18 protein-coding genes and 1 other RNA gene are annotated in these 19,557 nt (G+C 56.2%); 4 read left to right on the top strand and 15 right to left on the bottom strand.

Translation table 11 applies throughout. From position 1 onward, the window contains the following. Positions 1-116: 116 nt before the first annotated feature. The 6 genes from gcvH to ACDO57_RS17810 all read right to left on the bottom strand — a co-directional run bounded on the left by gcvH (position 117) and on the right by ACDO57_RS17810 (position 6,335). Positions 117-506: a glycine cleavage system protein GcvH gene (gcvH, locus tag ACDO57_RS17835; RefSeq protein WP_008499718.1), complete on the bottom strand. Its 390-nt coding sequence runs from the start codon at positions 504-506 to the stop codon at positions 117-119. A 23-nt stretch (positions 507-529) separates the two neighbouring features. Next, a complete protein-coding gene (gcvT, locus tag ACDO57_RS17830; protein WP_370884343.1) occupies positions 530-1,624 on the bottom strand; it encodes a glycine cleavage system aminomethyltransferase GcvT in 1,095 nt (364 codons plus the stop codon). 397 nt (positions 1,625-2,021) lie between these two features. Beyond that, positions 2,022-3,224, bottom strand: coding sequence for an FAD-dependent 2-octaprenylphenol hydroxylase (gene ubiI, locus ACDO57_RS17825; protein ID WP_024906574.1), 1,203 nt, complete (start codon positions 3,222-3,224; stop codon positions 2,022-2,024). A 12-nt stretch (positions 3,225-3,236) separates the two neighbouring features. Next, positions 3,237-4,415, bottom strand: a complete 1,179-nt coding sequence (ubiH, locus tag ACDO57_RS17820) for a 2-octaprenyl-6-methoxyphenyl hydroxylase (protein WP_370884342.1) — start codon at positions 4,413-4,415, stop codon at positions 3,237-3,239. Next, positions 4,412-5,725, bottom strand: a complete 1,314-nt coding sequence (gene pepP / locus ACDO57_RS17815; RefSeq protein ID WP_152680654.1) for a Xaa-Pro aminopeptidase — start codon at positions 5,723-5,725, stop codon at positions 4,412-4,414. Before pepP ends, ubiH begins: the two co-directional genes overlap by 4 nt. A gap of 31 nt (positions 5,726-5,756) precedes the next feature. After that, a complete protein-coding gene (locus ACDO57_RS17810; RefSeq protein ID WP_024906571.1) occupies positions 5,757-6,335 on the bottom strand; it encodes a YecA family protein in 579 nt (192 codons plus the stop codon). 168 nt (positions 6,336-6,503) lie between these two features. Between ACDO57_RS17810 and zapA the strand changes: the two genes are divergently transcribed. From zapA to ACDO57_RS17795, 3 genes are all read left to right on the top strand, one after another. Continuing rightward, positions 6,504-6,833, top strand: a complete 330-nt coding sequence (gene zapA, locus ACDO57_RS17805) for a cell division protein ZapA (RefSeq protein ID WP_006811891.1) — start codon at positions 6,504-6,506, stop codon at positions 6,831-6,833. Between the two features lie 41 nt (positions 6,834-6,874). Further along, a non-coding RNA gene (gene ssrS, locus ACDO57_RS17800) (6S RNA) lies at positions 6,875-7,058 on the top strand. 24 nt (positions 7,059-7,082) lie between these two features. Then, positions 7,083-7,679: a 5-formyltetrahydrofolate cyclo-ligase gene (locus ACDO57_RS17795; RefSeq protein ID WP_024906570.1), complete on the top strand. Its 597-nt coding sequence runs from the start codon at positions 7,083-7,085 to the stop codon at positions 7,677-7,679. Positions 7,680-7,782: 103 nt separating this feature from the next. On the opposite strand, the gene serA is transcribed toward ACDO57_RS17795, so the two are convergent. Together serA and rpiA are read right to left on the bottom strand one after the other, a co-directional pair. Then, positions 7,783-9,015 carry a phosphoglycerate dehydrogenase gene (gene serA / locus ACDO57_RS17790; protein WP_048991660.1) on the bottom strand — a complete coding sequence of 411 codons (1,233 nt, stop codon included), beginning with the start codon at positions 9,013-9,015 and terminating at the stop codon, positions 7,783-7,785. Between the two features lie 266 nt (positions 9,016-9,281). Then, on the bottom strand, positions 9,282-9,941 hold the full coding sequence (gene rpiA / locus ACDO57_RS17785) for a ribose-5-phosphate isomerase RpiA (protein ID WP_014885151.1): 660 nt from the start codon (positions 9,939-9,941) through the stop codon (positions 9,282-9,284). 127 nt (positions 9,942-10,068) lie between these two features. Here rpiA and argP point away from each other — a divergent pair, with 127 nt between their 5' ends. Continuing rightward, positions 10,069-10,962 carry a DNA-binding transcriptional regulator ArgP gene (argP, locus tag ACDO57_RS17780; protein WP_008499727.1) on the top strand — a complete coding sequence of 298 codons (894 nt, stop codon included), beginning with the start codon at positions 10,069-10,071 and terminating at the stop codon, positions 10,960-10,962. A 43-nt stretch (positions 10,963-11,005) separates the two neighbouring features. On the opposite strand, the gene ACDO57_RS17775 is transcribed toward argP, so the two are convergent. The 7 genes from ACDO57_RS17775 to tkt form a co-directional block, all read right to left on the bottom strand. After that, positions 11,006-11,737, bottom strand: coding sequence for an oxidative stress defense protein (locus tag ACDO57_RS17775; RefSeq protein ID WP_024906567.1), 732 nt, complete (start codon positions 11,735-11,737; stop codon positions 11,006-11,008). A gap of 91 nt (positions 11,738-11,828) precedes the next feature. Next, a complete protein-coding gene (argO, locus tag ACDO57_RS17770) occupies positions 11,829-12,464 on the bottom strand; it encodes an arginine exporter ArgO (protein WP_148769685.1) in 636 nt (211 codons plus the stop codon). A 158-nt stretch (positions 12,465-12,622) separates the two neighbouring features. After that, the gene (mscS, locus tag ACDO57_RS17765) at positions 12,623-13,465 is read right to left on the bottom strand and encodes a small-conductance mechanosensitive channel MscS (protein WP_370884341.1); all 843 of its coding nucleotides are present in this window, start codon (positions 13,463-13,465) and stop codon (positions 12,623-12,625) included. A 186-nt stretch (positions 13,466-13,651) separates the two neighbouring features. After that, complete coding sequence (fbaA, locus tag ACDO57_RS17760) at positions 13,652-14,731, bottom strand: class II fructose-bisphosphate aldolase (RefSeq protein WP_008499731.1); 1,080 nt, start codon at positions 14,729-14,731, stop codon at positions 13,652-13,654. A gap of 92 nt (positions 14,732-14,823) precedes the next feature. Continuing rightward, the gene (pgk, locus tag ACDO57_RS17755) at positions 14,824-15,987 is read right to left on the bottom strand and encodes a phosphoglycerate kinase (protein ID WP_024906565.1); all 1,164 of its coding nucleotides are present in this window, start codon (positions 15,985-15,987) and stop codon (positions 14,824-14,826) included. Between the two features lie 49 nt (positions 15,988-16,036). After that, positions 16,037-17,056 (bottom strand): erythrose-4-phosphate dehydrogenase, encoded by a 1,020-nt coding sequence (gene epd, locus ACDO57_RS17750; RefSeq protein ID WP_023333324.1) that lies wholly within the window; start codon positions 17,054-17,056, stop codon positions 16,037-16,039. Between the two features lie 341 nt (positions 17,057-17,397). Further along, on the bottom strand, positions 17,398-19,389 hold the full coding sequence (tkt, locus tag ACDO57_RS17745; protein ID WP_032650139.1) for a transketolase: 1,992 nt from the start codon (positions 19,387-19,389) through the stop codon (positions 17,398-17,400). Positions 19,390-19,557: the final 168 nt, after the last annotated feature.

The raw sequence follows: 19,557 nt of genomic DNA, 5'->3' as shown, positions 1-19,557 counted from the left end.
CCTGAAACGTGCAGTGAATCGTAGTTATCTGTAACGCTGTTGCCCGGTGGCGCTAACGCTTACCGGGCCTACGTTGAGCTGTAGGCCGGATAAGCGCAGCGCCATCCGGCACAACGTTATTCGTCTTCCAGTAGTGCTTCGTACGCGGTCGCATCCAGCAGCGCGGCAACCTGGGATTCGTCGCTGGCTTTGATCTTGAAGATCCAGCCGCCTTCATAAGGCTCGCTGTTCACCAGCTCTGGCGAATCGCTCAGCGCGTCGTTGACGGCAACGATTTCGCCGCTCACAGGGGCGTAGATGTCAGAGGCCGCTTTTACGGACTCCGCCACGGCGCAGTCGTCGCCCGCGCTAACGGTCGTGCCCACGTCAGGCAGGTCAACAAACACCATGTCGCCCAGCAGCTCTTGCGCGTGCTCGGTGATCCCTACGGTGTAAGTGCCGTCCGCCTCTTTGCGCAGCCACTCGTGTTCTTTGCTGTATTTCAGTTCTGCTGGCACATTGCTCATTGAAGTTCTCCTGATAAAAATGATTAGGCGACCGGCTTACCGGCGCGAACAAAAATCGGTTTGGTTACGTTGACCGGCATTTCACGGTTGCGGATTTGCACCACCGCCGTTTCGCCAATCCCCGCCGGCACGCGTGCCAGTGCAATACTGTAGCCCAGCGTCGGTGAGAAGGTTCCGCTGGTGATCACGCCTTCGCGAGGATTGCCGTCAGCATCGGTAAAGCGCACCGGCAGTTCGCCGCGCAGCACGCCCTTCTCGGTCATCACCAGGCCCACCAGCTGTTCGGTGCCCTTCTCGCGCTGCATCTCCAGCGCTTCACGACCAATGAAGTCACGGTCAGCCGGTTCCCACGCGATGGTCCAGCCCATGTTGGCGGCCAGCGGAGAGACGCCTTCATCCATCTCCTGACCGTAAAGGTTCATCCCCGCTTCCAGACGCAGCGTATCGCGCGCGCCCAGGCCCGCAGGCTTCACGCCCGCTTCCACCAGCGCACGCCAGAAATCAGCGGCCTTCTCGTTTGGCATGGCAATTTCGTAGCCCGCTTCACCGGTGTAGCCGGTGGTGGCGATAAACAGATCGCCCGCCTGCACGCCGAAGAACGGCTTCATGCCAGCGGTGGCTTTACGCTGCTCGTCGTTAAACAGAGAGGCGGCTTTCGCCTGCGCGTTCGGTCCCTGCACGGCGATCAGCGACAGATCGTCACGGACGGTGATGTCGATGGCATAAGGTTCGGCGTGTTGGGTGATCCAGGAGAGGTCTTTTTCGCGGGTGGCGGAGTTTACAACGAGGCGGAAGAAATCTTCAGTGAAGTAATAGACGATAAGGTCATCAATCACGCCGCCCGAGGCATTCAGCATGCCGGTATAGAGCGCTTTACCCGGCGTCTTCAGTTTGGCGACGTCGTTTGCCAGCAGATAACGCAAAAACTCCCGGGTGCGGCTACCGTGCAGATCGACAATCGTCATGTGGGACACGTCGAACATACCGGCATCGGTGCGCACCGCGTGGTGCTCATCAATCTGCGAGCCGTAGTGCAGCGGCATCATCCAGCCATGGAAGTCCACCATGCGGGCGCCGCATAACACGTGTTGTTCGTACAAAGGAGTCTGTTGAGCCATCTTGTCCTCGTTGAAAAATTCACCGTGAAACCCGGTATCGGCACCGCGTTCGGGCACCGACGCAAACGTTCTCTTTTACCTGAACTTACCACCGAAACCGGCGGTTAACCATAAGGCAAAATGGGTCATCACATTAGCTTATGACCAAAAAACGCTAAAAAGCCTACAGAGTTATTCACTGGAAAAATGCGATTAACCCCGCACAAAATTAACAATGATCTAACAGGATTTAGCACATGGTGATATTTCGTGCGGAAAATCGGGCCGAATTTCCGTAACAAGAAAAACGCGACATTAGATTATCTAATGCGAAAAATGACGTGAAATTAGAATATTTCAAACGAGGGAATTTCCCCGGCGCGGAGGCCGGGAAAATAAAGTGTGACAGGGGTCTAAATTAACGTAGCCAGTCCGGCAGGTCGTTAAGACCCATCGCCTGACGGAGGAGTTGAGGTTTGACGCCAGGAAGGGTATCGGCCAGCTTGAGGCCGATATCGCGCAGCAGTTTTTTCGCCGGATTCGCCCCGGCAAACAGCTCGCGGAAGCCCTGCATGCCCGCCAGCATCATCGCCGCACTGTGCTTGCGGCTGCGCTCGTAGCGGCGCAGATAGAGATGCTGCCCGATGTCCTTCCCTTCGCGATGCAGGCGACGCAGCTCCTCGACCAGCTCCGCCGCGTCCATAAAGCCAAGGTTAACGCCCTGCCCGGCCAGCGGATGAATGGTATGCGCCGCATCCCCCACCAGCGCCAGACGGTGCGCGGCAAACTGACGCGCGTAGCGGCCGGTTAACGGGAACACCTGACGCTCGCTTTCAAGCGTGCACAGGCCAAGGCGGTTATCAAAGGCCACGCACAGCGCCTGGTTAAAGGCGTCCGGCGTTGCCTCCTGCATCTGCTGGGCTTTCTCCGGCACCAGGGACCAGACAATCGAGCACAGGTGCGGATCGGCAAGCGGCAGGAACGCCAGTATGCCGTCGTTGTGGAAAATCTGGCGCGCCACGCCGCCGTGCGGCTCTTCGGTGCGGATCGTCGCCACCAGCGCGTGATGACGATAGTCCCAGAAGGTCAGCGGGATATCGGCTTTATTACGCAGCCAGGAGTTGGCACCGTCAGCACCGACCACCAGACGCGCGGTCAGCATATCGCCGCTCTGCAGGGTAATAAACGCCTCGTTTTCGCCCCACGCCACCTGCTGGATCTGCGCAGGCGCAATCAGGGTCACGTCGCTGCACTGCTGTGCTTTCTGCCACAGCGCGTGGTGGATCACCGCGTTTTCAACAATGTGACCCAGATGGCTATAGCCCATGCTTTCATCATCAAAAGCAATATGACCAAAGCTGTCTTTATCCCACACTTCCATGCCGTGATAGCAGCTGGCGCGCTGTGCCACAATATCTGACCAGACGCCAAGGTGCGTCAGCAATTTCTCGCTGGCGGCATTGATCGCCGAGACGCGGAGTTCCGGCGGCGCATCCGGGGCAACGGGCTGAGGCTGCTTTTGCTCCAGCACCGCCACGCGTAGGCCGCTGCCCTGTAAACCACAGGCCAATGCCAGTCCGACCATTCCGCCGCCAACGATGGCGACATCAACATTTTGCACGGTGATAACTCCTTAACGCGCGACCCAACCCAGGGTCCGCTGCGCCAGCACGTCACGTGCCGGAATGAATAGTTCCATCGCCATCAGCCCGAGGTTGCGGCCCGCAACCAGCGGTGCCCAGCGATTGGCAAAAAGATGGACCAGACCATCGGTCACACCGATGGTGGCCTCTTTATCCGCCTGGCGGCGCTTCTGGTAATGGCTAAGCACCGAATACGCCCCGCAGTCTTTTTGCTCACCCCACGCCTGCGAAAGGGTTTCCGCCAGGCTCATGACGTCGCGTAAACCAAGGTTGAACCCTTGCCCCGCGATGGGGTGCAGCGTCTGCGCGGCATTACCGACAAGCGCCAGACGATGGGAGATGGACTGAGACGCCGTAGTCAACGAAAGCGGGTAGACCGCCCGCTGGCCGGCATGGGTGATACGCCCCAGCCGCCAGCCAAAGGCTTTTTGCAGCTCGGTACAAAAACGTTCGTCTGACCAGGCCTTCACCTCTTCAGCCTTATCCTGCGAATGACACCACACCAGGGAACAGCGCCCGTCCGACATCGGCAGCATCGCCAGCGGGCCATGCTGCGTAAAGCGCTCAAACGCCCTGCCGTCGTGGTCAGCTGCGGTAGCGACGTTCGCAATGACCGCCACCTGGCCGTAAGGCTGCTGGCGCCACTCCACGCCACACTGGGTGCCGAGCGATGAGCGCGAACCGTCCGCGGCGACCAGAAGCTGGCCTTCAAGGACGGTGCCGTTTTCCAGCGTCACGCTAACCGACGCCTCACTACGGCTCACGCTGGCCACGCGCGCCGGACAATGCAGCGTAACGCCCGGCGCGTCCTGAAGCAGGCGGAACAGACGCAATCCGACGTCATGCAGCTCAACAACCTGCCCAAGAGCATCAATACGATAATCCTGCGCGTCCAGGGTGACAAAGCCAGCATGGCCGCGATCGCTGACGTGAACGGTTTTAATTGCCGTGGCGCAGTCGGCAATGGCCTGCCAGATGCCAATGCGGGAAAGCTGCTGGCAGGTTCCCTGCGCGAGCGCAATGGCGCGGGCATCAAAACCGGGGTGGTTGGACGCCTCTGGCGCAACGGCTTCCACCAGGTGCACCGGAAGCTGGCCTTTCGTCAAATGTGAAATGGCCAGTGCCAGCGTAGCCCCGGTCATGCCGCCGCCAACGATAATCACGCTCATGCGCGTGCCGCTGCCATCAGCGCCTCAATATCGTCAGCGTTTTTCACGACGCTCGCGGTCAGGTTTTCGTTACCGGTTTCGGTAATCACGATGTCGTCTTCAATACGAATGCCAATCCCGCGGTACTCTTCAGGCACGTCGGCATCCGGCGCGATATACAGACCTGGCTCCACGGTTAACACCATGCCCGGCTCCAGCACGCGCGAACGGTCGGTGCCGTAAGCGCCAACGTCATGCACGTCCAGCCCCAGCCAGTGGCTCAGGCCGTGCATGAAATACGGTCGATGCGCATTTTCAGCAATCAGGGTGTCGACATCCCCTTTCAGGATCCCGAGCCTGACCAGACCGGTAATCATGATGCGCACCACTTCACCGGTCACTTCCTGCATGGAAGTTCCAGGGCGATACAGCCTGAGCGCCGTCTCAAGGGATTCGAGAACGATGTCGTAAATCGCGCGCTGTGCCGGTGAGAATTTACCGTTCACCGGGAAGGTACGTGTGATATCCCCCGCGTAGCCCTGAAATTCGCAGCCGGCGTCAATCAGCACCAGATCGCCGTCGCGCAATGCGCTTTCGTTTTCGGTGTAGTGCAGAATGCAGCCGTTTTCCCCGCCGCCAACGATGGTGTTGTAGGAGGGATAGCGCGCGCCGTGGCGGTTAAATTCGTGGTGAATTTCGCCTTCCAACTGGTATTCGAACATCCCGGGACGGCATTTCTCCATCGCGCGGGTGTGCGCCAGCGCGCTGATTTCGCCCGCACGGCGCATCAAATTCAGCTCTTCTTCAGACTTGAACAGGCGCATCTCATGCACCACCGGACGCCAGTCCGTCAGCGTGGCCGGTGCGGACAGGTTCTGGCGCGAGCCTTTGCGCAGCTTATCCAGCGCGGTGAAGACAATCTCATCAGCGTACGCATATTCGCCCTGCGCGTGATAGAGCACGTCGAGGCCGTTAAGCAGCTGATAGAGCTGCTGGTTGATTTCGCTAAACGCCAGCGCGCGGTCAACACCAAGCTTTTCCGGTGCGGCCTCTTGCCCTAAGCGGCGGCCAAACCAGATTTCGGCCGTCAGATCGCGCACGCGGTTGAAAATCACGCTGTGGTTGTGGGTGTCATTGCTCTTAATCAGCACCAGTACCGCTTCCGGCTCGTTAAAGCCGGTGAAGTACCAGAAGTCGCTGCTCTGGCGATAGGGATATTCGCTGTCGGCGCTGCGCGTCACTTCGGGCGCAGCAAAAATCAGCGCGGCGCTGCCCGGCTGCATTGTTGCCAGCAGCGCCTGACGGCGGCGCGAATACTCTTGACTTGAGATAACCATGACACCCTCCTGTGCGTTATTTTTCTTAATGTAAGGTTGGCTTGCGGACTTCCGGCGCGGTCGGCTGTGAGCGCGTGAAGTTGTCGTGGCACAGCAGTGCCGCCACGCGCACGTACTCGATGATCTCTTCAAGCGACATTTCCAGCTCTTCCTGGTCTTCGTCTTCATCGTAGCCAAGCTGGGCGATGTTACGCAGGTCGTCGATCGCTTCACCCGCTTCGCCGGTGACTTTATCCAGTTTAGGCTGCGTCACGCCCAGCCCCAGCAGATAGTGGTTTACCCAGCCGGCCAGCGCATCGGCGCGATCGAACACGCTGACGTCGTCGCCTTCAGGCAGATAAAGCTGAAAAAGGAAGCCATCGTCTTCCAGCGAATCACTGATGGCGGCATGCATTTTACGCAGCGCTTCCGCCAGCTCGTGACCAAACGCCAGCCCTTCATTCGTGAGGTCGTGGATCAGCGGCTGCCATGAGCTGTCGCTGTTTCCGCCGCACAGCATGCCACTGATCAGACCGTGCATTTCGGCAGGGGTTAAACCGACTCCCTGCTGGTTCAGTAACTGGTTTAAATCCTTGTAACCAGGCATTTCGTTCTGTATAGACATGAGCATTCGTCGTCAAAGGGGGGAAGTTTCATGATATGCTACCACTTTGGACCCTGGTGATACCAGAAAAGGGCTTGTATCTTCACATCAGGGTAGCTATAGTGTCGCCCCTTCGCAGCCCCCGAGGCAGTAAGCGAAGGCAGCGCAGTCAATCAGCAGGAAGGTGGCATGTCTGCACAACCCGTCGATCTCCAGATTTTTGGCCGTTCACTGCGAGTGAATTGTCCGCCTGAACAAAGGGATGCTTTGAATCAGGCAGCGGACGATTTGAATCAGCGGTTGCAAGATCTAAAAGAACGCACTAGAGTCACAAATACTGAGCAGCTGGTTTTCATCGCCGCGTTGAACATCAGCTATGAACTGACTCAGGAAAAAGCGAAGACCCGCGACTACGCGGCAAGCATGGAGCAGCGCATTAAAATGCTCCAGCAGACCATAGAACAGGCATTGCTTGATCAAGGTCGCAATCCCGAAAGACCGGGACCCAAGTTTGAATAACACTTCTCAGTTGACTATGGTAGAGTAACTGTGAAGACAAAATTTCTCTGAGATGTTCGCAAGCGGGCCAGTCCCCTGAGCCGATATTTCATACCACAAGAATGTGGCGCTCCATGGTTGGTGAGCATGCTCGGTCCGTCCGAGAAGCCTTAAAACTATGACGACACATTCACCTTGAACCAAGGGTTCAAGGGTTACAGCCTGCGGCGGCATCTCGGAGATTCCCTCTCTTTTCTTCTACCGACTACCATGACTCAATTCCCTGAAGTTTCTGCTTCACGCCAGGATATCCGTCAGCTCATTCGTCAGCGCCGCCGTGCGTTAACCCCCGATCAGCAAGCGCATTTTGCCCAGCAGGCCGCCGCCCGTATGATGGCGTATCCCCCTGTCGTAATGGCCCACACCGTTGCGCTGTTTCTGTCATTTGATGGAGAGCTGGATACCCAACCGCTGATAGAGCAGCTCTGGCGCGCCGGGAAGAAAGTCTACCTGCCGGTGCTGCACCCGTTTAGCGACGGTAATCTGCTGTTTCTGCACTACCACCCGCACAGCGAGCTGGTGGTGAATCGCCTGAAAATCACCGAGCCGAAACTCGACGTGCGCGACGTGCTGCCGCTGTCACAGCTGGATGTACTGATTACGCCGCTGGTCGCGTTTGATGAGCAGGGACAGCGCCTGGGAATGGGTGGTGGTTTTTACGACCGGACGCTGCAAAACTGGCAGCAGTATGGGCTGCAGCCGGTGGGCTACGCGCATGATTGTCAGGGCGTGGAGGCGTTGCCGGTAGAGAAGTGGGATGTGCCGTTGCCGGCGGTAGTGACGCCATCGAAGTTGTGGGAGTGGTGAAACAGGCAGCCTGATGCCCTCACCCCAGCCCTCTCCCACAGGGAGAGGGTGAAAACATAAAAAACGGTAACTATCGTTACCGTTTTGCATTTACCTCGCACCATCAGTACAGCAGACGCGCGCGAATCGTCCCCGCAATAGACTTCATGCTCAGCAACGCTTTCTCGGCAACATCGTCATCCGCTTCGATATCAATGACCACGTAACCCATCTGCGAGTTCGTTTGCAGATACTGCGCGGCGATGTTGACGCCCTGCTCGGCAAAGATCTGGTTGATGGCGGTCAGCACGCCCGGACGGTTTTCGTGGATGTGCAGCAGACGACGACCACCGTGCAGCGGCAGAGACACTTCCGGGAAGTTCACGGCAGAGAGCGTAGAACCATTGTCGGAGTATTTGCTCAGCTTACCCGCCACTTCCAGACCGATATTCTCCTGCGCTTCCTGGGTCGAACCGCCGATGTGTGGCGTCAGGATCACGTTGTCGAACTCGCACAGCGGAGAGGTAAACGGATCGCTGTTGGTGGCTGGCTCGGTCGGGAACACGTCGATGGCCGCGCCCGCCAGATGCTTACGCTTCAGCGCATCCGCCAGTGCCGGGATATCGACAACCGTGCCGCGCGCGGCGTTGATCAGCAGTGAGCCTGGCTTCATCAGCGCCAGCTCTTCCGCACCCATCATGTTTTTGGTGGACGCATTTTCCGGCACGTGCAGGCTCACCACGTCGCTCATGTTCAGCAGGTCAGAGAGGTGTTGAACCTGGGTGGCGTTACCCAGCGGCAGCTTGCTTTCGATATCGTAGAAAAACACGTGCATACCCAGGGATTCCGCCAGAATACCGAGCTGCGTACCGATGTGGCCGTAGCCGATGATCCCCAGCTTTTTACCACGCGCTTCATAGGAGCCAGACGCCAGCTTGTTCCACACGCCGCGGTGCGCCTTGGCGTTCGCTTCAGGAATGCCGCGCAGCAGCAGCAGCAGTTCGCCAATCACCAGCTCCGCCACGGAACGGGTGTTGGAGAACGGGGCGTTGAAGACGGGAATACCGCGTTTGGCAGCAGCATTCAGGTCAACCTGGTTGGTACCGATGCAGAAGCAGCCGATAGCCACCAGCTTTTCCGCCGCAGCAATAACGTCTTCAGTCAGGTGAGTACGGGATCGCAGGCCAATGAAGTGGGCATCACGGATGGACGCTTTCAGCTCTTCGGTATCGAGCGCCCCTTTGTGAAATTCGATGTTGGTGTAACCTGCCGCACGAAGGCTATCGATTGCTTTTTGATGCACGCCCTCGACCAGCAGGAATTTAATCTTGTCTTTCTCCAGTGATACCTTTGCCATTTACCCGACCCTGTTTTTGTCTGAACTGATGTTGTGCTGGATATGAATCCGCTGTAGCCAACATATCAAAAAAAACTATTGCAGCAATATGAACGTTTGCGTCGGCACTCTGAAGAAAAGTCATACAGAGCAAAATGTCAGAGGAAAATGCTATGGAAATTTACAAACGCGGCAGGATCGGCAAAAGAGGCTCAAAAACGTGACACAAGTCACCGAATTTAGCTTTTCAAAAATTTTTTAGCGGGGGGAGGACTCCCCCCGTCAGATCATTTTACGATGGTTTTCACGCCGTCAGCGGTGCCGATCAGCGCCACATCCGCGCCACGGTTGGCGAATAGCCCTACGGTCACTACGCCTGGGATAGCGTTGATGGCATTTTCCAGCGCAATCGCGTCGAGAATTTCCAGACCGTGAACGTCGAGGATCACGTTACCGTTGTCGGTGACTACGCCCTGACGATATTCCGGACGACCGCCCAGCTTCACCAGCTGACGGGCAACCGCGCTGCGCGCCATCGGGATCACTTCGACCGGCAGCGGGAAATTGCCCAGAATGTCGACCTGCTTGGAGGCGTCTGCGATGCAGATAAACTTGTCCGCAACGGAGGCGATGATTTTTTCGCGCGTCAGCGCCGCGCCGCCGCCTTTGATCATCTGCATGTGGCCGTTGATTTCATCCGCGCCATCAACGTAAATCCCCAGACGATCCACTTCGTTGAGATCGAAAACGGTAATGCCGAGGCTTTTCAGCTTTTCCGTGGAAGCATCAGAGCTGGAAACCGCGCCCTCGATCTGCCCCTTCATCGTGCCCAGCGCATCGATAAAGTGTGCCGCGGTTGATCCCGTACCGACACCGACAATGGTACCCGGCTGTACGTACTGGAGAGCGGCCCATCCTACTGCTTTTTTCAGTTCATCCTGCGTCATGATCGTTTTGCCTGTGGTGTGAAAACTCAGGGCGCATTATAGAACACGTAGAATGGAATTCGTCTGCCACAAAGGGAAAATTGTGTCATAGTGCAGAATAAGCAAAATTAAGGAGCCAGCCAGAGCAATGAAACGTCCGGACTACAGAACACTACAGGCACTTGATGCAGTTATTCGTGAACGAGGTTTTGAGCGCGCGGCGCAAAAGCTTTGCATCACGCAGTCCGCCGTATCACAGCGTATCAAACAGCTTGAAAATATGTTCGGTCAGCCGCTGCTGGTGCGTACCGTGCCGCCACGGCCAACCGAGCAGGGACAAAAGCTCCTCGCCCTGCTGCGCCAGGTTGAACTGCTGGAAGACGAGTGGCTGGGTGACGAACAAACGGGCTCTACGCCGCTGCTGCTCTCTCTGGCGGTCAACGCCGACAGTCTGGCGACCTGGCTGCTGCCGGCCCTGGCGCCGGTATTAGCTGACTCCCCTATCCGCCTGAATTTGCAGGTTGAAGATGAAACCCGTACCCAGGAGCGCCTGCGTCGCGGTGAGGTAGTTGGGGCGGTCAGTATCCAGCCTCAGGCGTTGCCGAGCTGCCTTGTCGATCAGTTGGGCGCCCTGGATTACCTGTTTGTGGGTTCAAAAGCCTTTGCCGAGCGCTACTTCCCGAACGGCGTCACCCGCGCGGCGCTGCTGAAAGCCCCTGCCGTGGCGTTCGACCATCTGGACGATATGCATCAGGCGTTCCTGCAGCAAAACTTCGATCTGCCGCCGGGCAGCGTGCCGTGCCATATCGTCAACTCGTCTGAAGCCTTTGTGCAGCTTGCGCGTCAGGGCACCACCTGCTGCATGATCCCGCATCTGCAGATTGAGAAAGAGTTGAAAAGCGGTGAGCTGATTGACTTAACGCCGGGGCTGTATCAGCGTCGGATGCTCTACTGGCACCGTTTTGCGCCGGAAAGCCGGATGATGCGCAACGTCACCGACGCGCTGCTGGCGTACGGGCACAAGGTGTTGAGACAGGATTAAAAAGAAAAGCCGGGTGGCGGCTACGCCTTACCCGGCCTACAGATTACTGAGCCGGTTTCGGCTGTGCTGCAACGGGTTCCAGCTGGAAGACCACATCCACCTGATCGTCGAACTGAATGGTTGGCTGCTCGTAAGTTTCCTGAGCGGACACCGGGGCTGCGTCAGCCTTCATCATCCGTACCATCGGGCTTGGCTGGTAGTTAGAGACGTGGTAACGCACGCTGTAAACCGGGCCGAGCTTGCTCTTAAAGCCAGAAGCCAGCTGTTCCGCCTGGTGAATGGCATCATCGATCGCCGCTTTACGCGCTTCGTCCTTGTATTTCTCCGGTTGCGCAACGCCCAGCGACACGGAACGAATTTCGTTCAGACCCGCCTTCAGCGCACCATCCAGCAGCGAGTTAAGCTTATCCAGCTGACGCACGGTCACTTCAACGGTACGCACGGCGCGGTAGCCCTTCAGGATGCTTTTACCATTCTGGTAGTCGTAATCGGGTTGAGTACGCAGGTTCGCGGAGTTGATATCTTTTTTGCCGACACCGTTCTGCTCGAGGAAAGAAAGGTATTGCGCAACACGATCGTCAGCCTGCTTCTTGGCAGATGCCGCATCTTTCGCAGCCACATTGACTTCAATTGCCAGGGTTGCAACATCGGGTACCGCGTCCACGCTTGCGGTGCCAGAAGTGACGATGTGCGGGCCATCCGGCAGTTCACTTGCCTGCGCCGACACCGCACCAAAACTTACTAATGCCGCCAGGGCCATCACCTTAAACTTCACTGTTATTCCTCCATGTTGCGAAGAGTGCCCATTAACAGGGCGCATGCCAGCAAGCTTAGCGGGTCTTGTTCAGTTGTCCATAAGACAAGGATTAGTTGAACAATTCCTGAACGTGGTGAATTCCCTCTTTTGCCAGCTGAAAAGCAATAAACCACATCACCAGCCCCACCAGGATATTAATGATGCGCTGGGCTTTGGCCGTACGCAGACGGGGTGCCAGCCATGCCGCCAGAATGGCGAGACCGAAGAACCAGAGGAACGAGGCGCTGACTGTACCGAGCGCAAACCAGCGTTTCGGCTCTACGTCCAGTTGACCGCCCAGGCTGCCCAGCACCACAAAGGTGTCCAGATAAACATGCGGATTAAGCCAGGTGACCGCCAGCATGGTGACGATAATCTTCCAGCGGCCCTGCTTCATGACCTCCGCGCTCGCCAGTTCGAGGTTGCTGCTCATCGCCGTTTTCAGGGCACCAAAACCATACCAGAGCAGAAACGCCACGCCGCCCCAGGTGACCAGCGCCAGCAGCCAGGGAGACTGCATCAGCAATGCACTGCCGCCAAAAATCCCGGCACAGATCAGCAGTAAATCGCTTACCGCGCACAGCAGGGCAATCATCAGATGATACTGGCGGCGGATGCCCTGGTTCATCACGAACGCATTTTGCGGGCCGAGCGGAAGGATCATGGCCGCGCCTAATGCAAGCCCTTGAAAATAATAAGATAGCATGACGATTTTCTCGCAGTGTTGTTCTGGAAGCCGACTATACTGCGCGAATCACATTAGAGGAAATGGATAATTTTAATTGGGTATTAGCGGGGCTTATAAAAATAAAGCCCGGTGGCGCTAGCGCTTACCGGGCCTACGGGTGACGTTATTCTGCTTCTTTAACTTTTTTTGACGTTTACGTCCATCTGCGGGTACGGGAAGCTGATGCCGTTGGCGTCGAAGTCGCGCTTAATGCGTTCCAGCACGTCCCAGTACACATTTTGCAGATCGCTGCTCTTGCTCCAGATGCGCACCACGAAGTTAATCGAGGACGCGCCCAGTTCGTTCAGGCGAACCGTCTGCTCTTTGTCTTTCAGAATGCGATCGTCTGAAGCAATGATGTTGCTAATCAGCGACTTCACCTGATCGATATCGGAGTCGTACGCCACGCTGATAATCAGCTCATTACGACGCACCGGCTCACGGGAGAAGTTAATGATGTTGCCCGCGATGATTTTCCCGTTAGGTACGACCACGATGCGACCATCGACGGTACGCATGGTCGTTGAGAAAATCTGCACCTGCAGCACGGTCCCGGCAATGCCGCCAAGATCAACGTATTCGCCGGAACGGAACGGACGGAAGGTGACCAGCAGAACGCCTGCCGCCAGGTTTGAAAGCGAGCCCTGCAGCGCCAGACCAATGGCCAGACCGGCGGCACCGAGAACGGCAATAACGGAGGCGGTCTGCACGCCCACGCGGCCCAGCGCCGCAATCAGCGTAAAGGCGATAATGCCGTAGCGCACCAGTGCGGAGAGGAAGTCAGCTACCGTGGCGTCAATGTGACGGGCCAGCATTACGCGGTTAACCGCGTTAGATACGATACGCGCCACGATCATCCCGACGATGATGATGGCAATCGCCGCGACGATGTTCACGGCATAGCTCAGCAGCAGCGCCTGGTTACGCACCAGCCAGTTACCGGCGTTATTGATGCTGTCTACAACATCGAGTTGTTCCATTTATTCTTCCTTTTGTTAAACCAAAACACAAAATCCATCTCCCATGGAGACAGGCAGGTCCGTAAAGGGTAAACAAAAAGCGCAAGTATTGCCAAACAGATCACAAAAACCGGTCCGGCAGGGTATTGAAAAAGCATAAAAAAAGGCCCGCATTTGCGGGCCTTCTGATGCTGTTAGCAGCTCAAATTACAGAACGTCGATCGCGTTCAGTTCTTTGAAAGCCTGCTCCAGACGGGTCACCATGGACGTCTGGGCAGCGCGCAGCCATACGCGTGGATCGTAGTATTTCTTGTTCGGCTGGTCTTCGCCTTTCGGGTTGCCCAGCTGGCCCTGCAGGTAAGCTTCGTTCGCTTTGTAGTACTGCAGAATACCGTCCCATGTTGCCCACTGGGTGTCGGTATCGATGTTCATTTTCACTACGCCGTAGCTTACGGAGTCTTTGATTTCCTGAGCAGAAGAACCGGAACCGCCGTGGAAGACGAAGTTCAGGCTGTTGTGCGGCAGGTTGTGTTTCTTGGAAACATATTCCTGAGAATCACGCAGGATGGTCGGGGTCAGAACCACGTTGCCTGGTTTGTAAACGCCGTGTACGTTACCGAAGGACGCTGCAATGGTGAAGCGTGGGCTGATTTTGCTCAGCTCGGTGTAAGCGTAATCAACGTCTTCTGGCTGGGTGTACAGTGCAGAAGCGTCCATGTGGCTGTTGTCCACGCCGTCTTCTTCACCGCCGGTGCAACCCAGTTCGATTTCCAGGGTCATGTCCATTTTGGCCATGCGCGCCAGGTATTTGGAGCAGATTTCGATGTTTTCGTGCAGTGACTCTTCAGACAGGTCGATCATGTGAGAAGAGAACAGTGGCTTACCGGTTGCCGCGAAGTGTTTTTCACCCGCGTCCAGCAGACCGTCGATCCACGGCAGCAGTTTCTTCGCGCAGTGGTCAGTGTGCAGGATAACTGGAACACCGTAGTGTTCGGCCATCTGGTGTACGTGGTGCGCACCAGAGATAGCACCCAGGATTGCAGCACCCTGAGGAATGTCAGTTTTCACGCCTTTACCTGCGATGAACGCAGCGCCGCCGTTAGAGAACTGAACGATAACTGGAGCTTTAACTTTAGCAGCAGTTTCCAGTACGGCGTTGATGGAGTCGGTACCCACGCAGTTAACTGCTGGCAGAGCGAAGTTGTTTTCTTTAGCTACCTGGAACACTTTCTGTACGTCATCACCAGTGATAACGCCAGGTTTTACGAAATCAAAAATTTTAGACATGTTGCTTAGTCCTGTATCTTCGGCCGTTAGAAAAGGTGCGAGCTCTTAAAAGCGCGCTGAAAATTGGGCAGGTTTCCCTGCCCTTGAATGGCTTACTTCTTAGCGCGCTCTTCGAGCATTGCTACTGCTGGCAGTACTTTGCCTTCCACGAATTCGAGGAATGCGCCGCCACCAGTGGAGATGTAGGAGATCTTGTCAGCGATACCGAACAGGTCGATTGCTGCCAGGGTGTCACCACCGCCTGCGATAGAGAACGCTTCGCTGTCTGCGATAGCGTTAGCAACGATTTCAGTCCCTTTGCGGAAGTTCGGGAATTCGAACACGCCTACCGGACCGTTCCACAGGATAGTTTTTGCGTTTTTGAGGATTTCAGCCAGTTTCTGTGCAGAAACGTCGCCCAGGTCCAGAATCTGCTCTTCATCTTTGATGTCGTTTACAGACTTCAGAGTCGCGGTTGCGGTTTCGGAGAACTCGGTCGCGACGCGAACGTCAGTTGGAACCGGGATATCGCAGGTGCTCAGCAGGCGTTTGGCTTCGTCAACCAGGTCTGCTTCGTACAGGGATTTACCCACGTTGTGGCCCTGAGCGGCAACGAAGGTGTTCGCGATACCACCGCCAACGATCAGCTGGTCAGCGATTTTAGACAGGGAATCCAGAACGGTCAGTTTGGTAGAAACTTTAGAACCACCAACGATAGCCACCATTGGACGAGCAGGTTCTTTCAGTGCTTTACCCAGCGCTTCCAGTTCGTCAGCCAGCAGAGGACCGGCACACGCTACGTCTGCGAATTTACCGATACCGTGGGTTGACGCCTGCGCGCGGTGAGCCGTACCGAAGGCATCCATCACGAATACGTCGCACAGTGCAGCATATTTTTTGGACAGGGTTTCGTCGTCTTTCTTTTCGCCTTTGTTGAAGCGAACGTTTTCCAGAACAACCAGTTCACCGGCTGCAACGTCAACGCCGTCCAGGTAATCTTTCACCAGGCGAACCGGGTTGGACAGTTTGTCTTTCAGGTAATTAACCACTGGCAGCAGAGAGAACTCTTCGTTGTACTCGCCTTCAGTTGGACGACCCAGGTGGGAGGTGACCATCACTTTCGCGCCCTGCTTCAGAGCCAGTTCGATGGTTGGCAGAGATGCACGGATACGCGCGTCGCTGGTCACTTTGCCATCTTTAACCGGTACGTTCAGATCGGCACGGATGAAAACGCGTTTACCAGCCAGATCCAGATCGGTCATCTTAATTACAGACATGGTGAATCCTCTCGTTGATTCTTAAAGTTTTGCAGACGCACGATGCGTCTTACCTGAAACCTTGAGCGGCCATTGCTAACGTGGTGTCGAGCATTCGGTTAGCAAAGCCCCATTCGTTATCACACCAGACCAGCGTCTTGATAAGGTGTGCACCACTAACCCTCGTTTGCGTGCCATCAACGATGGCGCTGTGCGGGTCGTGGTTAAAATCTACTGAGACCAACGGTAATTCCGTATAGTCAACTATACCATGAAATGCCCCCTGTGCCGCTTTTTGCAGCAACAGGTTGACTTCACAGGCTTTTACCGGTTTTTTCACCGTCACGCTAAGGTCGATTGCAGTGACGTTAATCGTTGGAACACGCACGGCAATCGCTTCAAACCGGTCATTAAACTGCGGAAAAATTCGGGTGATCCCTGCCGCCAGTTTCGTATCCACCGGAATGATTGACTGGCTCGCCGCGCGAGTGCGTCGTAAATCCGGATGGTAGGCGTCGATAACCTGCTGATCGTGCATGGCGGAGTGAATCGTGGTCACGGTGCCGGATTCAATGCCATACGCATCGTCTAACAGTTTGATGACCGGAATAATGCAGTTGGTGGTACAGGAGGCGTTGGAAACAATGCGGTGTTCGGCCTGCAGCTCATGCTGGTTGACGCCAAACACGACAGTCGCGTCGAGGTCGTTACTGCCGGGATGAGAAAACAGGACTTTTTTCGCGCCGGCAGCCAGATGCGCTTCGCCATGTTCGCGGTTGCCGTAGACACCGGTACAGTCAAGCACCACATCCACACCCAGTTCACGCCAGGGTAGCCCGGAGATGCTGTTCTCATGCAGCACACGAATAGCGTCGTCACCCACAAAGAGCTGATCTCTTTCCTGGCGCACATCCCAGGCAAATCGTCCGTGGCTGGTGTCGTATTTCAACAAATGCGCCATGCCCGTAGCATCCGCCAGTTCATTGATTGCCACCACGGTTATTTCCGCCCGACGTCCGGATTCATACAAAGCACGAACCACATTACGTCCGATGCGACCGAAGCCATTAATCGCTACGCGTACGGTCATAGATCTCCTGCAAAGCAATCCCTGAGTTTGAGGTGGCTGAAAGAGTAATCCAGCTACGCCCGAAGGGGAATCCTTGCTGTCACAAACTGCGATTGATTGGTCAATTGTCGAACATTTAATCGACTGAAACGCTTCAGCAAGAATAAGCGAATCGGGGAATAAAAGGAATGTCTGTCCAGATGAATAAGCGAGCTATATGACTTGCGTCACATTTTAGGTGGAATAATTTACGGCGAGGTAAAAGCAAAACGGTAACCGAGAGGTTACCGTTTTTAGTGTTTGCACCCTCTCCCGGTGGGAGAGGGCTGAGGTGATGGCATCAGCCCGCACCGTACAAACGATTACAGCAGTTCTTTCGCTTTCGCGACAACGTTCTCAACGGTGAAGCCGAATTCTTCGAACAGCTGCTCTGCCGGAGCAGACTCACCGAAGGTGGTCATACCGACGATAGCGCCGTTCAGGCCCACGTATTTGAACCAGTAGTCAGCGATACCCGCTTCCACTGCCACGCGAGCGGAAACCGCTTTAGGCAGCACGGATTCACGGTAAGCGGCATCCTGCTTGTCAAACGCGTCGGTAGACGGCATGGAGACCACGCGCGCCTTCACGCCTTCGGCAGTCAGTTTTTCCCACGCTGCCACAGCCAGTTCAACTTCAGAACCGGTGGCGATGAAGATCAGCTCTGGCTGGCCCGCGCTATCTTTCAGCACGTAACCACCGCGAGCGATGTTCGCCAGCTGCTCAGGGGTACGCTCCTGCTGCGCCAGGTTCTGACGGGAGAGGATCAGCGCGGTTGGACCGTCCTGACGCTCAACGCCGTATTTCCACGCTACCGCGGATTCAACCTGGTCACACGGACGCCATGTGCTCATGTTCGGGGTCACGCGCAGGGAAGCCACCTGCTCTACCGGCTGGTGAGTTGGACCGTCTTCGCCCAGACCGATGGAGTCGTGGGTGTAGACCATCACCTGACGCTGTTTCATCAGCGCGGCCATACGCACGGCGTTACGTGCATATTCAACGAACATCAGGAAGGTAGAGGTGTACGGCAAGAAACCACCGTGCAGGGAGATACCGTTGGCAATCGCAGTCATACCGAATTCACGTACACCGTAATGGATGTAGTTACCGGCAGTATCTTCGTTGATTGGCTTAGAACCGGACCACAGGGTCAGGTTAGATGGCGCCAGGTCAGCGGAGCCGCCGAGGAATTCAGGCAGCAGAGGACCGAACGCTTCAATCGCATTCTGAGACGCTTTACGGCTCGCGATTTTAGACGGGTTCGCCTGCAGCTTAGCGATGAACTCGTTCGCTTTCGCGTCGAAGTCAGACGGCATGTCGCCTTTCATACGACGGGTGAATTCAGCCGCTTCCTGCGGGAACGCTTTCGCGTAAGCAGCGAACTTCTCGTTCCAGGCCGCTTCTTTCGCCTGGCCCACTTCTTTTGCATCCCACTGAGCGTAGATCTCAGATGGGATTTCGAATGCAGGGTGTTTCCAGCCCAGCGCTTCGCGGGTCAGTGCGATTTCCGCGTCGCCCAGCGGCGCGCCGTGGGAGTCGTGCGTACCCGCTTTGTTCGGCGAACCGAAGCCGATGATGGTTTTGCACATCAGCAGGGACGGCTTGTCCGTCACCGCGCGCGCTTCTTCTACTGCACGTTTAATCGAGTCAGCATCGTGGCCATCAACGCCACGCACAACGTGCCAGCCGTAGGCTTCGAAACGTTTAGCGGTGTCGTCGGTGAACCAGCCTTCAACGTGACCGTCGATGGAGATACCGTTGTCGTCATAGAACGCAACCAGTTTGCCCAGCTTCAGGGTACCTGCCAGGGAGCACACTTCGTGAGAAATGCCTTCCATCATGCAGCCGTCGCCCATGAACGCATAGGTGAAGTGGTCAACGATGTCGTGACCAGGACGGTTGAACTGCGCCGCCAGCGTCTTCTCAGCAATCGCCATACCCACAGCGTTAGCAATACCCTGACCCAGCGGACCGGTGGTGGTTTCTACGCCAGCGGTGTAGCCCACTTCCGGGTGACCTGGAGTTTTAGAGTGCAGCTGACGGAAGTTTTTCAGCTCTTCAATTGGCAGATCGTAGCCGGTGAGGTGCAGCAGGCTATAGATCAGCATAGAGCCGTGGCCGTTAGACAGTACGAAACGGTCGCGGTCAGCCCATGACGGGTTCTGTGGGTTGTGGTTCAGGAAATCGCGCCACAGGACTTCGGCGATATCAGCCATACCCATAGGGGCCCCTGGGTGGCCGGATTTGGCTTTCTGTACTGCGTCCATGCTCAGCGCACGAATAGCATTAGCAAGCTCTTTACGTGAGGACATTTTAACTCCAGATCGGACTGTTAAAGGCCATGCCCTTGACGACAGCGCGTTTTGGGCTACGCCGGAAAAAAGTGCCAACAATGTAACCCAAGCCGCAAGTCATGTACATGGAGCATTCTTTTGCTTGTTAAGAAATCTCTGGATCATGCTCGCATGTTGCGCAATCTA

This window comes from Enterobacter cloacae complex sp. 2015409 (genome assembly GCF_041365315.1).
Taxonomy (GTDB): Bacteria; Pseudomonadota; Gammaproteobacteria; order Enterobacterales; family Enterobacteriaceae; genus Enterobacter; species Enterobacter pseudoroggenkampii.
The sequence above is the reverse complement of the archived record's forward strand: the minus strand, read 5'-3'. Positions and strand labels throughout refer to the sequence as shown.

Bases quoted from the DNA above. Each gene is read 5' to 3' on its own strand.
- gcvH (WP_008499718.1), bottom strand. From the start codon at position 506: ATGAGCAATGTGCCAGCAGAACTGAAATACAGCAAAGAACACGAGTGG.
- gcvT (WP_370884343.1), bottom strand. From the start codon at position 1,624: ATGGCTCAACAGACTCCTTTGTACGAACAACACGTGTTATGCGGCGCC.
- ubiH (WP_370884342.1), bottom strand. From the start codon at position 4,415: ATGAGCGTGATTATCGTTGGCGGCGGCATGACCGGGGCTACGCTGGCA.
- ACDO57_RS17810 (WP_024906571.1), bottom strand. From the start codon at position 6,335: ATGTCTATACAGAACGAAATGCCTGGTTACAAGGATTTAAACCAGTTA.
- zapA (WP_006811891.1), top strand. From the start codon at position 6,504: ATGTCTGCACAACCCGTCGATCTCCAGATTTTTGGCCGTTCACTGCGA.
- ACDO57_RS17795 (WP_024906570.1), top strand. From the start codon at position 7,083: ATGACTCAATTCCCTGAAGTTTCTGCTTCACGCCAGGATATCCGTCAG.
- serA (WP_048991660.1), bottom strand. From the start codon at position 9,015: ATGGCAAAGGTATCACTGGAGAAAGACAAGATTAAATTCCTGCTGGTC.
- rpiA (WP_014885151.1), bottom strand. From the start codon at position 9,941: ATGACGCAGGATGAACTGAAAAAAGCAGTAGGATGGGCCGCTCTCCAG.
- argP (WP_008499727.1), top strand. From the start codon at position 10,069: ATGAAACGTCCGGACTACAGAACACTACAGGCACTTGATGCAGTTATT.
- argO (WP_148769685.1), bottom strand. From the start codon at position 12,464: ATGCTATCTTATTATTTTCAAGGGCTTGCATTAGGCGCGGCCATGATC.
- mscS (WP_370884341.1), bottom strand. From the start codon at position 13,465: ATGGAACAACTCGATGTTGTAGACAGCATCAATAACGCCGGTAACTGG.
- fbaA (WP_008499731.1), bottom strand. From the start codon at position 14,731: ATGTCTAAAATTTTTGATTTCGTAAAACCTGGCGTTATCACTGGTGAT.
- pgk (WP_024906565.1), bottom strand. From the start codon at position 15,987: ATGTCTGTAATTAAGATGACCGATCTGGATCTGGCTGGTAAACGCGTT.
- epd (WP_023333324.1), bottom strand. From the start codon at position 17,056: ATGACCGTACGCGTAGCGATTAATGGCTTCGGTCGCATCGGACGTAAT.
- tkt (WP_032650139.1), bottom strand. From the start codon at position 19,389: ATGTCCTCACGTAAAGAGCTTGCTAATGCTATTCGTGCGCTGAGCATG.